The organism is Mesorhizobium cantuariense, from assembly GCF_042647205.1.
Taxonomy (GTDB): Bacteria; Pseudomonadota; Alphaproteobacteria; order Rhizobiales; family Rhizobiaceae; genus Mesorhizobium; species Mesorhizobium cantuariense.
In genome coordinates, this window is record NZ_JBHRVD010000001.1 from 7158602 (window position 1) to 7170610 (window position 12009).

At 62.8% G+C, this 12009-nt stretch carries 9 protein-coding genes, 1 tRNA gene and 1 pseudogene; 3 read left to right on the forward strand and 8 right to left on the reverse strand.

The features are described from left to right. Positions 1 to 84: 84 nt before the first annotated feature. The 3 genes from ACFOJ9_RS35055 to ACFOJ9_RS35065 form a co-directional block, all read right to left on the reverse strand. Positions 85 to 1185 carry a hypothetical protein gene (locus tag ACFOJ9_RS35055; protein WP_378986172.1) on the reverse strand — a complete coding sequence of 367 codons (1101 nt, stop codon included), beginning with the start codon at positions 1183 to 1185 and terminating at the stop codon, positions 85 to 87. A 106-nt stretch (positions 1186 to 1291) separates the two neighbouring features. Continuing rightward, positions 1292 to 2584 carry an IS4 family transposase gene (locus ACFOJ9_RS35060; RefSeq protein WP_378979481.1) on the reverse strand — a complete coding sequence of 431 codons (1293 nt, stop codon included), beginning with the start codon at positions 2582 to 2584 and terminating at the stop codon, positions 1292 to 1294. A 333-nt stretch (positions 2585 to 2917) separates the two neighbouring features. Then, on the reverse strand, positions 2918 to 4732 hold the full coding sequence (locus tag ACFOJ9_RS35065) for a methyl-accepting chemotaxis protein (protein WP_378986174.1): 1815 nt from the start codon (positions 4730 to 4732) through the stop codon (positions 2918 to 2920). A gap of 217 nt (positions 4733 to 4949) precedes the next feature. Here ACFOJ9_RS35065 and ACFOJ9_RS35070 point away from each other — a divergent pair, with 217 nt between their 5' ends. The 3 genes from ACFOJ9_RS35070 (at position 4950) to ACFOJ9_RS35080 (ending at position 7627) form a co-directional block, all read left to right on the forward strand. Next, positions 4950 to 5831, forward strand: a complete 882-nt coding sequence (locus ACFOJ9_RS35070; RefSeq protein ID WP_378986176.1) for a D-alanyl-D-alanine carboxypeptidase family protein — start codon at positions 4950 to 4952, stop codon at positions 5829 to 5831. Between the two features lie 592 nt (positions 5832 to 6423). Next, entirely contained in the window at positions 6424 to 7335 is a 912-nt protein-coding gene (locus ACFOJ9_RS35075; protein ID WP_378986178.1) for a DUF1003 domain-containing protein, read from the forward strand. A gap of 215 nt (positions 7336 to 7550) precedes the next feature. Next, positions 7551 to 7627, forward strand: a tRNA-Arg gene (locus ACFOJ9_RS35080). Positions 7628 to 7671: 44 nt separating this feature from the next. Here the strand turns inward: ACFOJ9_RS35080 and ACFOJ9_RS35085 are convergent. From ACFOJ9_RS35085 to ACFOJ9_RS35105, 5 genes and pseudogenes are all read right to left on the reverse strand, one after another. After that, positions 7672 to 8385 carry a hypothetical protein gene (locus tag ACFOJ9_RS35085; RefSeq protein ID WP_378986180.1) on the reverse strand — a complete coding sequence of 238 codons (714 nt, stop codon included), beginning with the start codon at positions 8383 to 8385 and terminating at the stop codon, positions 7672 to 7674. Beyond that, positions 8382 to 9149 carry a hypothetical protein gene (locus tag ACFOJ9_RS35090; RefSeq protein ID WP_378986182.1) on the reverse strand — a complete coding sequence of 256 codons (768 nt, stop codon included), beginning with the start codon at positions 9147 to 9149 and terminating at the stop codon, positions 8382 to 8384. Before ACFOJ9_RS35090 ends, ACFOJ9_RS35085 begins: the two co-directional genes overlap by 4 nt. Beyond that, entirely contained in the window at positions 9133 to 9993 is an 861-nt protein-coding gene (locus tag ACFOJ9_RS35095) for a hypothetical protein (RefSeq protein WP_378986184.1), read from the reverse strand. Before ACFOJ9_RS35095 ends, ACFOJ9_RS35090 begins: the two co-directional genes overlap by 17 nt. A gap of 104 nt (positions 9994 to 10097) precedes the next feature. Then, positions 10098 to 10353: pseudogene (locus tag ACFOJ9_RS35100) on the reverse strand (substrate-binding domain-containing protein); the annotation flags it as partial. 72 nt (positions 10354 to 10425) lie between these two features. Then, on the reverse strand, positions 10426 to 11880 hold the full coding sequence (locus tag ACFOJ9_RS35105) for an ROK family protein (RefSeq protein WP_378986186.1): 1455 nt from the start codon (positions 11878 to 11880) through the stop codon (positions 10426 to 10428). Between the last annotated feature and the right edge of the window lie 129 nt (positions 11881 to 12009).

Here is a 12009-nt window from a genome sequence, read left to right on the forward strand (position 1 = left end):
TTGCCTGGATGATCGGCATAATTTCCGCTGCATCTTGTCGGCAGTTGGCGGAAATTTCAAACCCGCAGTCGAGCAAGCCCCGCCTCAGTCAGCCGCTGGCCGGCCGATGCGCAGGAAATCGCTGTCGAAGGGAACCTCCCGCGTCGCGCCGCCGGCTGCCAGCCGCATGCGGCCATCCGCTGTCGTGACCTCCTGCGGTGGCTCGCCGCCGGACAGGGGCACGGCGCCGATGACATGGCGAAAGGAAACGCTTTGGCCTTCGCCCAGCGCAAAGGCGGTCGCTACCCCTTCGCGCTTCAGCCAGTTGTCGCCGATCGAGGCGGCATGGCCGACGGCGGCGCGGCCGTCCTCGATGCCGAGCACGCCGCGGTGGCGGCCGCTCCACGGGGCGTAGTCGCGCCCGCCATTGCTGAGCCACAGCATGGTGATCGGCAGTTCAGTCGGGTTCTTCAGCACCAGCACCAGATCGTCTTCGGCCTGTCGCGCAAGCGCGGTCCAGCCCGGCCCGCCATGATCGGCCTCGACCAGCGTGATGAAATCCTCGCGCCGGTCTTCCATGCGGTATTCCGTCAGGTCGAGCGTGCCGCCGCTGGCGGCGGGAAAATGGCTGAGATCGGCGGACCGCGCCGGGTAGGCCAGCATGAAGCGGCCGCGTGCGGGATTCGGCTCCAGCGGATCGTCCAGCGTCGCGGCAAACCGCTTTGGCGAAAAGGCCAGCCTGCCGCCGCCCGTCATCGCCGTCATCGGGTGATGGGCGACCGAGATCGCGCCATGCCCGCCGGAAAACACATGCTCCTGGTAGAGGAAGGGATGGTCGTCGCGCAGCGTCAGGATCTTGTCGACGCTCGCGCCCATCACCTTGCGCCGCAAGCGGAAGACCGCGCGCCAGCCATCCTCTGTCGCAGCACTCTCGACGGCATCCCAGGCGCTGTTGGCCGGCCAGCCATGCAGCGGCGCATCCTCGACATCGCTGCGCGAAAACGGTGCACAGAGAAAATCGCCGGACAGCCGAACCGTGCCTTCCGGCAAATTGTCCGGCAACGTCTCGTTCGCGTCGACCCAGGGCGCGCGATGCAACGGCTTCAGTTGGCGTCCGCCACCCTCGACGACCATGTCGGCGATGTGGCCGACCGTGAGGTCGAGCGAAACCGAAATACCTCTGGCTTTGATCGTATGGATGGTCATTGCGCTCTCACCGATTCTGAAGGCGCAAACAGAACCCGTTCGGCGGCGGTTGCGCAAGCACCGCAATCGGCATTTTGCATCGTTCTTACCCTCCCCCTTGTGGGTGCTAGGGCATATACACATCTCGCAAGGCCCAACCATCGGCACAGGCACGGAAGTAGGCCAAGCCGTTGTAGAAGGTGATAGGGCCTGGTGGCCTTGAGGAGGCATAACCGTTCCAGCCGCCGAGCCTTGCGATGATCCAGGCCGCCCATGCGAGTGAGTTTTTGGGGTAGGGATTGGATTGCAGCCGCGTCTTGCCCTTGAAGCGTGTCTCGATCGCCGAGAGCGTATCGATCTCGTTGGACGTGAAGGCGAGGCTCGCCTGTTGATCGCCTTGGCCATTGCGGGCCTGCACGAGCTGCATGACGATGATGGCGGCCTTGGCGGCGATGGCGACGAGCTTTTCCAAGCGCGCGGCCGATTGCAGCTGGCTGTCTTCGATCTTCAAGCCTTGGCTCTTCATCACCCGGAAGAACTGCTCGATGACCCAGCGCTGCTTGTACCAGTCGACGATCTGCCAGGCCTGGGAGGGTGTGGCCACCGCATGGGTGGTCAGCAGCAGCCAGTGAAGCGGCTCCACGTCGGCGGGCGCAGCCGTCTCGATGACTTCGACCCAGCGCAGCGTCACGCCTTTGGGCAGGTTGGCCTCGCGCAGGTTGCCCGGCCGCCGGATCGTGGCTTCGCCAAAGCGCAAGCAAAGCTCGGCTCGACGCGCCGGGCGGTCGGCCCGTTCGCGCAGCTCGATCACCTGGGTGTCACTGAACGCCACCTCCTGCACGGCACGGCGCAGCGTTGTGCCCGAAAGCAGTGCGCGGTCATGCATGACGCGTGTCAGCACGTGGAAAGAGCCATCCGGCACACGCGCCCACATCATATAAAAGTCACTCTCACGATCGGCGATGAAAGTGACCATACGGGCCCGGGCCAGCACTGGCTTGGCCGCTTGCGCGGTTTCGACCCAGCGGCACGATTCCTTCTCGCTCAACGAGCGATCAGCGTGCGGTGGCAGCTCTTCATCGCCCCGTGTCCAAACCCGCCCGCCCACAAGACCAAGGCAAGAACCGCGCTCGGCATCAAGGGCGAGCATCGGATGCAGCAGCATGCCCCAGCAATTGCCCTTCTTGATCCTGCCAAGATCGCGCCGGTTGTCCTGCGTCGTTGGGAATCTGATCTCGCTGGTGTCTTGCAGCGCCAAAACATGCCGGCCGTCCACTGCAACCCGCGTCGGTTGGCTCCAGCCTTCAATCACCCGCTCGACCGTCACCGCATCATTGCCGAGAAAGCGCCCATAGCGGATCTCCTCGGAATGGTTGCCGCCAGAAAGCTGGCGCAAGCACACCGTTTCGCGCAGCACCATGCCTTGGAGCAGCGACGCCCCCCTTTATCGAGGCGGCGATCTCCAAACAAACCTAATGACCACGACGGGCACGACATCGGCGACAATCCTTGCAAATCAGACCGTCGCAGAAAAAATCATACCTCAGGCATTCGCGGAATCCGACCCAGCCAAGGCGAGTCAATCCGCCGCACCGAGATATGTATATGCCCTAGCCTTGTGGGTGGGGAGGGTCGGCGAGCGGTCGGAGCGAAGCGGAGATCGTTCGACGGGGTGGGGGTCCGCTCCGGGAAGACCCCCACCCCGATCCGCTGCGCGGATCGACCCTCCCCACAAGGGAGAGGGTGGCCGCTCCTACTGCCGCTTGTACTCCCGCACCGGCGACTTGGTGTCGTCGGTGTAGGTGACCTGCACCGACATCGATTTCACGCTGTCGGCGACCTTGAAATAGGGTTGGTATTCGTAGGGGATGGCGTAGGGATCCTTCTTGTCGCAAGGCGGCATCTTGATCTCCTTGTCGAGCGCCGCGCCGTCCAGGCTGTAATGCACCTGTTTGATGGCGCAGCGGTAGGACAGCATCTGGGTGAAGTAGACCAGGCCGTGATTGCCGCTGGCATCGAAGGCGATCCACGAGGTCCAGAACTGGTCGAGGATCTGCTTGTTGCCTTGCTGAAGCGCTGTCTCCGGGTCGAAGCGGATGTCGAACGGGCCGGTCTCGCGGCCCCTGATGTCGAGATATTTGATCGCGATGGTCCCGGCCACGGTGCTGTCGGGCATCTCGAAGCTCGGATTGGGCATCGGCTTGCCGGTGGTCTGGTCGTTGAGTGCCAGAAAACCGGTGTCGGTGAACGGACCGCTATCGCCCATGCGCCAGGAGATGGCGGTCGCCGGCTCCGGCAGCGAGATGGTCATCGACCAGCCCTGGTTCGAACGCATCGGCGTCAGCGAAGGCACGAAGCGGGCGGGGTCGAGCACGTCGCCAAGGGCTGCCAGCCGGCTGCGGCTGCGGTCCAGCCAGTCGGCGAGCTGCGTCTGGTCGACGAAATATTTGAGCAGCCCGCCATCCTTTTCTTGAGCCGTGAACCTGGTCAGCGCCTTGGCCTCGTTGCGCTTGTCGGCCAGCGTCTGGGCGCCGAGGCGGTCCTCCGAGAACTCCTGCGCCAACAGGAAATAGGCCGGCGCGAAATCCGCATGGGCGGCGATGAAGGCGTTGAGCTTGTCGAGACGCTGGGCGTCGTCGAACTGCTGGATATGCACGAGCTTGATCGACAGCGCCTTGCCCTTGTCGGCAAGCGCGCCAAACACCTCGCGGGCGCCGGCCTTGCCGTCCTGCACCCGCAGCAGCGTGGCAAAGCGCGTGTAGGGGTCGATGGCGTCGACATCGAAACCGGCAAAGGCGAGATAGGAGCGCCGCGCGTTGAGCATGTCGCCGGACAGCTCGTAGACGCGGGCATTGTGGTAGAACTCGTCCGGCCGCTTCGGCTCGGCAATCGCCCCGCCCTGCGCGGCAAGAGCGGCAAAACCCTTGGCGATGGTGTCGATCGAGGCGGCGATCTGCTGCGTCGTCGCTTGCAGCTTTTCGGTCTGGGCCTGCTGCTGCGCCTGGCCGGCGGCCAGCGTCTCGGTCTGTTTCTTCACCTCTTCGGTGGTCTTCTGCACCTGCGCCGTCTGCTGCGTCTGCTGCTGCTGGGCCGACGCGATCTCGTCGGTCTTCTTCACCACCGTGTCGGTCGACTGCTTGACCTCTTCGACCGTCTTCTGCGTCTCGGTAACGGTCTGCTCGATCTTGGCCACCTTGACGGAGACGATGCCCATCGACTGCTGCAGCCCGGCAATGGCCGGCACCAGGCCGGCGATCACCCCGTTTTGCGCGTTGGTCTGCTGTTGCAGGCCGTAGACGCCGCCGGCAACGGCCGCCGCCGTGGTGGCGAAGATCAAGGCCGGCAGCGCCTTGGTCGCCAGCACCAGCCTGAGCACGATGGCAATGGCGATGATGGCCGCAGCGATCGAGGCGACCAGCGCGATATAGGCGGCGAACGGCGCCAGCGGATTGAGGATGTCGGACGCCGCACCTCCGATAAAGGCGACGCTGCCGGCCCATTTGCCGGTGCGGCTGAGCGATGCCTTGATAAGCGAGGGCGCTACGCCCCCGGCCCCGATATTCGTCATGCCAAGCCCCCAAGCCCTCAGATACCACGCCCCTTCCCACAGGAAACGCGGCCTTGGCAAGGAAAGACACGGGAAACGGGCGTTTTCGGGGCAGATGGCAAGCTTGCAAGGGCAAGACAATCCTGGGTATGACCGCCATTAACCAAATGGACGCATCAATCGCGTTACGTTAGCTTCGCCGCATCTCAGCAACAGCTTGACCCGAACAGACTTGCCCTTGTCCAACCCCCTTCCGCTCATCCAGAGAGTTTTTGCGGCACTTGCCCTGCTGGTGCTGCTGGCCGGCTGCGCCACGACGCCGCCCGACAGCGTGCTGGCCGTGCCGGCGCCGGCGCAGAAATATGCCGCCATCGTCGTCGACGCCAGGATCGGCAAGCAGCTGTTCGAGGTCAATTCGACGGCGCAGCGCTATCCGGCCTCGCTGACCAAGATGATGACGCTCTATCTGCTGTTCGAGGCGCTGGAGACCGGCCGCGTCACCAAGGAGACGCGGATCCCGGTGTCGGACCATGCCGCCTCGCAGCCGCCGACCAAGATGCGCTTCCGGCGCGGCGAGAGCATCGATGTCGATTCGGCGATCCGCGCCATCGTCGTCAAATCGGCCAATGACGTGGCGGTGGCCGTGGCCGAATATCTCGGCGGTTCGGAGGATCAGTTCGCCGCCATGATGACATCCAAGGCGCGCCAGCTCGGCATGACCAGCACCGTGTTCCGCAACGCCTCGGGCCTGCCCGACGCCGACCAGCACACGAGCGCGCGCGACATGGCGGTGCTCGGCATGGCGCTGCGTCAGCGCTTCCCCCAGCAGTTCCATTATTTCTCCGAAAGCGACTTCATGTTCCGCGGCAGGCTGGTGCGCGGCCACAACGACATGCTCGGCCGCGTGCGCGGCGTCGACGGCATCAAGACCGGCTACATCAGGGCGTCGGGCTTCAACATCGTCACCTCCTACAATGCCGACGGCCGCAATCTGGTCGTCGTGGTGATGGGCGCCGACAGCGCCCGCCAGCGCAACGACCATGTCGAAGCGCTGATCCAGCGGAGTTTGTCGCCGACGATGGACGGCACCAAGACAAGGCTGATGTTCGCCGAGCAGTAGTGGCCGCAGCGCGATTTGCGCCCGGCTGCCCGGCGACGGATTGCCCGGTGAGGGCAATTATGCTATATTGTGGCCATGGTGCTGATTTGCGCCAGCGACCCGCCGCAAAGCGGGTTTTTTGTTGCCGTCGCCCTTCCACATCGTCCAGCAGCCTTGCACGCCCCGGTTCCTGGTGCCGTTTTTGGCGATTAGCCGGAACGCCCATCACTTCGTCATCCACGGGCGGAGCAAGGAGCGCAGCGACGCGGCGCAGACCCGAGGATCCATGCCGCGACCTCAAAGCGCCGCAGCGGTGCTGAATTCTGCTCCCCTGCACCCTCCACGAATGTCACGGCATGGGGCCTCGGGTCTGCGCGTCCGCTTCGCTCCCGCTTCGCCCGTGGATGACGAAGTTGGGGAGGCTTCGGCCAATATCGGCTGCCGCTGATGGTCCGCTTGGTCCGCCCTTGCAAGCCCCCGCTGGCAGCGTCGAGCCACATCGTCTCTCCGATCAAAACCACTTGTCCGGCCTGCGAAATCCGTGCCCGGCGCTGGCTATGCGCCGCCACCTCTGTCTATCGTCCTTCGCAGCCCGACAGCAGGAGCCCGCATCATGAGCACCGCCCCCAAGCCGCCCGAGCAGGAGAACGACAGCGGCGGCGAATATTTCGAGGCGCCGATTGTCAGTGAGCACGAGGCCGACCAGACCTCGGACGAGCACCTCGAAACGCCCGAAGTACCGGACTCGGAACCATCGGGCCCCGGCGCCCACCGCGGCAAGCCGAAGAAAAAACCGTCGGCGATATCGGGCCGCAAATTCCGCAAGCGCGATCTCGTGCGCATCGACACGCTGCGCCCGAGCCTCGCCGACCGCATCCACGCCGATCATCCCGACCTGCCGGCCGGCGCCCGCATCAGCCGCGCCGAACTCGGCCGCTACCGCATGCGCTACATGAAGGAGCTGCTGCAGCAGGAGCACGGCGAATTCTCCGAGCTCGACCGCCAGGTGGTCGAATCGATCGCCAGGCAAGACACGATTTCCGAAAACTCGGAGGAGGAGTTCGAGGAGCACCGGACGTTTGCCGACCGCGTCTCCGACAACATGGCGGCCTTCGGCGGCAGCTGGTGGTTCCTGATCTCGTTTGCCAGCGTGCTGCTGGTGTGGATCGGCATCAACCTGCTCGAGGGTATGAGGGCCGCCTTCGATCCCTACCCGTTCATCCTGCTCAACCTGCTGCTCTCCTGCATCGCCGCCATCCAGGCGCCGATCATCATGATGAGCCAGAAGCGGCAGGAGACCAAGGACCGCCTGCGCTCCTTCAACGACTACCGCGTCAACCTCAAGGCCGAGCTCGAAGTGCGCCATCTGCACGAAAAGCTCGACTACCTCATCTCGCGCCAATGGACGCGGCTCGCCGAAATGCAGCAGATGCAGCTCGATGCGATGCACGAACTGGCCGGCGCGAAGAAGGCCAAGCGCACGGTGCGCGGGCGCCGGACGGTGAAGAGCGAAGCGGGGGAGTAAGCAAAGCTGCGGTTCCTCGCCCCCACAAAGTGGGGGGAGGTGGCTCGGCGAAGCCGAGACGGAGAGGGGGAGCGCCATATGCGACAGGCCCCACCGACGAAGCGACCCTCTGAAACCCCCAATCACCAATTGCCCGTTGAAGCCCGCCCCGGCTTCCGCTAAGAAGCCGTGACTTGCCGGTTCACCGGCTGGTTCGTTTTCCGGATCACCGGGAAGCACCCGTAGCTCAGCTGGATAGAGCGCTGCCCTCCGAAGGCAGAGGTCACAGGTTCGAATCCTGTCGGGTGCGCCAGCCGCCACATTTGTCCTCACGGCATACGATCTGAAACGACCCGCCTAAGCCGATTTGGCTGTTTTGAACTTGTCGAATTCCTTGGGGAGCTTCTCCAGAATCTGCTCTGGCGAGAGCGCAAATAGGTCCCACGTAACGTCCAGCTGTTTGCGGACAGTAGCCAGTCTTCTTGATGATCCACCTTTCTTGGTGCCTGAGCCACGCCGAAGTTTGCCTGTGGTGGGATCAAAATAGAGCGTTTTTGCAGCGGCTTGAAAAGCCGGGTGGAACATATCCTGCTGGCTGGTTAGCTGCTCACGAACTTCTCCGGGAACGGAAGGCGGTCCGAGTAGAAGATGGTCGGCATTGCTGCCAAATGACGAGAGTAGCAGAACCGGCATTCTGATCAGGTGACGTTGTCCCTTCTGAAAATCGCTTGCCTCACTGGGATACCAGCGGTGCACTTCGCCGAGTTTTCGCTTTCCGTCTTTCCGCCGTGGATAAACTATGTCCCGACAGACAAAAGCCAGCCACGCCCAGAGACCGGGGCGGTCGAAAAGCGTGTTGATATTGTTTTTACCAGCCGACTTGAAAATGGCCGCTGCCATATCGCGACTTGTGACCCATTCAATCACCTCAAAGCCATGCGTTCCGTCGATGCGTTTTGCAATCGCAGGATTGTCGAGGCTAACGGCGTCTTCTTCAAGAAGTCCATGAAACGCCTCCTGAAAGGCATCAAGGCCTGCTCCGGTAAATTCGTAAAGTCCCGAAAATTTCACTTGTCTCCTCCCTTATCTAGCAGGAGCTCAATGATTCGGTCGGAGAGCTTATGCCGCTGACTAAAGCTGTCGATCATCCCATCAATCCATTCACGCCGCTCCCTGTTGTCGCTTGGATAGGCCGGCGGGGAATTTCCCGGCGCCAGTGCGTCAGCCCATTTGAGCCAATCGTTCATCCAGTCGGTTTCTTCTGGGTTTTCGTGATCAAGAATATCCGTGAAAACCTGTTGCATAATGGCCGGCATGATAGTGCCTACAAAGATCGGATCACTCTTCGCCCATGACTTTGGATTCGGAATTCTGTCGTCGATCTGAATGACTGGATGGGCATTTTCCTCGATGTTCAGCCTCCATGTCCTTGGTGCAATCTTCGCAGGGAGGAAATTCAGCAGACCGCGCACACCGCCCTGCTGCTCGGGATGATCGGAATTAAGTCTCCAGGACTTCGTACTCCCGAGAAGAACGCCCAGCCGCTCACCATCTGCGTTGGCAACGCGTAGCTGGCAGGTGGGATCGTCATAGGTCTGGTTCTTGAGATCAATCGCGGTCTTGAGATTTCCGAGAGTGCCGAAATCGACCAGCTCTACCTGCTTGTTCTCGACCAGTTTCACCATGACGCGTGCGGACTGTGGGAAGCTTTTGAACGAATGCAAGTCGGCGATCGTAAATGTCAGCACCTTCTTGTCTGCAACCTTGCGCATCGAAATGGTGGCGCAGCTTCTGGGCAGCTGCTTTCTGCCCGTCAGTCTAATCGTTCTGCGCATCTTTCCAAACCTTGATGTTGGTGTCAATTTCGCGCCGAGCGTCAAAGCCCGTCACCTCAATGTTGCAGCCCGGTCCGCAATTCTTGGCCGTCAGCTTGTTCTTCGTGAAACTTGGTTCACAACCATTCATGGCGGTCTTCAGCTCTGAAGGCCGAAAATCATATTCGCTCCATGAAGGCTTCCGGGAACCGTCGGCATATGCCATCGAAACTGACACGTTCACGGGCCAGTCGGCGTAAGCAGGGTTCGCCGTTAGTCTGAAACCGTCATCAAGCGTCTGCACAAGCAGGGCAGGTATGCGTGGAGGCGGCGGAGGAGGTGGCGGGGGTGGAGGCACGTCCGGTTTGCCGCCTTGAATCTTCTTCTTGCTAGGGCTCAGCGGATCTGGAAGAGCAAAAAATGCATCGAAAACATCGATGTCCGGCTCAGTGATTTCTGGTGTCAGCAGTGCGCGCAGATCACCCGGCAGGCCTTTAACAAAACGCTTCGTGCGTATTGGGGTTCGGTAGCCTTTTGCCTCCAGTTTTGCCACGATCTCCTTTGATTCAAGGAGATCGAGGTGAGCTTTGCCTTCGCAGAGGTTTAGAAATGTAGCCAGCTCCTCATCATCAATCAGCAGGACAACATCAAGCTCTCCAGGCGCAGACGCTTTTACCTCGGGCAGGCTCATGCCTTCGCGGAACAGTCGGTCGATAGGAAGCATTTCATCGGGCGTCCGCCGGATTACTGCCGTAAGTGAAACTGGGAGAACCTTTGAAGCCTGGGCCAGTTCAAAGGAGAGTGAAAGGGTTACCGGTTTTGCGTCGGTACAAACTTGCTGTAGCTGTTTGACCTGCAGAGACATAATGTCATTATCCTTCCCAGATACAAGCCTATGTTCTCTGTATGTTCTTGATTTCACCAACCCCGATTGGAACTTAGTGGAGCCAGCTACGGCCTTGACAGCTATCAACCGGCCTTCACCGCCCTCACACTCTCCCTTTCCACCAACGGGCACTCCAGCTTCGTAATGGGATAGCGCCCCCGCCCAGGCGCCGCCGGCGCCTCCAGCTGTTCGATCGCCCACTGGCCCGGGCCATGTGCGGCAGGATCGAGGTCGTCAGCGGCGGGAAGAGGTGGCGGCCTCGTCGTCGAAGCCGACGACGGAAATGTCCTGCGGCAGGCCGGTTTCCTGCAGCGCCTCGTGGCATCCGATCGCGGTGCGGTGCTCCAGTAGAAGGCGCGGTCGCCGAGCGCCAAAGGTAGCTTGTATCGTGAATACGGCGTCGAGCCCCACCTACCCCTGCATCACCTCCCGCAGCCACCCGACAATCGCCTCAAAATCAATCGCCCTCGTCGTATCAACCTCGAACACCGCCCCGCGCCGCAGCGGCTCGGCGCGTTTGGCCAGTTCGATCAGTTCGGGGATATAGGCGGCACCGGGATGGCCGGGGAGGCGCTGGTCGAGGCGGGCGCGGTAGCGCTCGGCCAGGACCTCGCCGGGGGCGTGGCACCAGATTTCGAAGGTCTCTTCGACGCCAGCGCGGCGCAAATGGTCCTCGAGCACCTGGCGCGGCTGGAAGCCGAACCAGGCATCGACGACGAAGATGCTGCCCGCCGGGGCTTCCGCGACGACCGACCAGATGGCCTGGTAGCTGGCGCGGCCGAGCGTGCGGTTGAACGCGCGGTCGCCGCCGCCGAGCACTTCGAGGAACGGGTTCTTGATCGTATCCAGCGCCAGCAAGGGCCAGCCCATGCGCTCGGTGATGCCGCGCGAGACCGTGCTCTTGCCGCTGGCGGGGATGCCGTTGACGAGCACGGCGCGCCTGCCGCGGTCGGGCAGGGCGGATGGTAAGGACACTGGCGACGCCTGGGGCGACACTTGGCTGGCTGTCGCCGCCGCCATCGCCTGCAGGCCGGCGCCGATGACGCCGGCGTCGTCGCCGAGCCGCGCCGGTTCCACCGGGCACTGGTACCACGCAGCCAAAGCGGGGGCCCTGGCAAGCGCCTTGTGCGCGGCGTGGCCAAGTCCGCCGCCGAGCAGCACCAGATCGGGGGCGAACATGGCGACCGCGGTGTCGATCGCCGCTCTGAGCGGCCCGGCCCAGGCTTCCAGTATGCCGCGCGCAACAGCGTCGCCGCCTTCATCCCTGGCGAAAAGCTGATCGACCGAAACGTCCGGACCGAGGCCGGCGCGTGCGATGTGGCGGCCAAGCGCGGTGCCGGAGCTGATGGTTTCGACGCAGCCGCGACGACCGCAGATGCAAGGCTCGCCGCTCAGGTCGACGCCGATATGGCCGAGCTGGCCCGCCGTCGCCTTGCCGCGCACGATCCGCCTGTTTTCAACGACCGCGCCGCCGATGCCGGTGCCGATGGTGAACATGACGATGTTTTCATGGCCGGCGGCGGCACCCCGCGCCATCTCGGCGATCAGCGCCATGTTGCAGTCATTGTCGATGATGACGGGCTTGCCGGCCAGGCCTTCCAGCTGTTGCGCCAAGGCGACCGAAGCGAGGTCGACATAGCCGCCGGACAGCACCGCGCCGCGCCGCGCATCGACGCGCCCGGGCACGCCGACGCCGATCGCCGCCACTTGCGGAGCGTCAAGCCGGCGCACCATGTCGGCGATGCGGCCGAGCACGAGCTCGGGATCGGGCGCGCTTTTCTCGGACAGGCGCTCGAGGATTTCGCCGCTGGCGGAAATGCGGGCGGCGCGCAAATTGGTGCCGCCGATATCGATTCCGATGGCCATCGAATTATCTTGCCGTTTGACCATGATCTTTTCCGAAAACCGGTTCCACTTTTCGGGATCATGGTCGAGAGGCATGACGTCCCGTACTTGTCTGGCCCTGCTCCAAGGTGTGTTGAGATTCAGGTCAGG

What these genes read in the sequence shown, in the direction of transcription:
- ACFOJ9_RS35090 (WP_378986182.1), bottom strand. Translation starts at nt 9,149, where the DNA reads ATGCGCAGAACGATTAGACTGACGGGCAGAAAGCAGCTGCCCAGAAGC.
- ACFOJ9_RS35105 (WP_378986186.1), bottom strand. Translation starts at nt 11,880, where the DNA reads ATGGCCATCGGAATCGATATCGGCGGCACCAATTTGCGCGCCGCCCGC.
- ACFOJ9_RS35060 (WP_378979481.1), bottom strand. Translation starts at nt 2,584, where the DNA reads ATGGTGCTGCGCGAAACGGTGTGCTTGCGCCAGCTTTCTGGCGGCAAC.
- ACFOJ9_RS35055 (WP_378986172.1), bottom strand. Translation starts at nt 1,185, where the DNA reads ATGACCATCCATACGATCAAAGCCAGAGGTATTTCGGTTTCGCTCGAC.
- ACFOJ9_RS35095 (WP_378986184.1), bottom strand. Translation starts at nt 9,993, where the DNA reads ATGTCTCTGCAGGTCAAACAGCTACAGCAAGTTTGTACCGACGCAAAA.
- ACFOJ9_RS35065 (WP_378986174.1), bottom strand. Translation starts at nt 4,732, where the DNA reads ATGACGAATATCGGGGCCGGGGGCGTAGCGCCCTCGCTTATCAAGGCA.
- ACFOJ9_RS35075 (WP_378986178.1), top strand. Translation starts at nt 6,424, where the DNA reads ATGAGCACCGCCCCCAAGCCGCCCGAGCAGGAGAACGACAGCGGCGGC.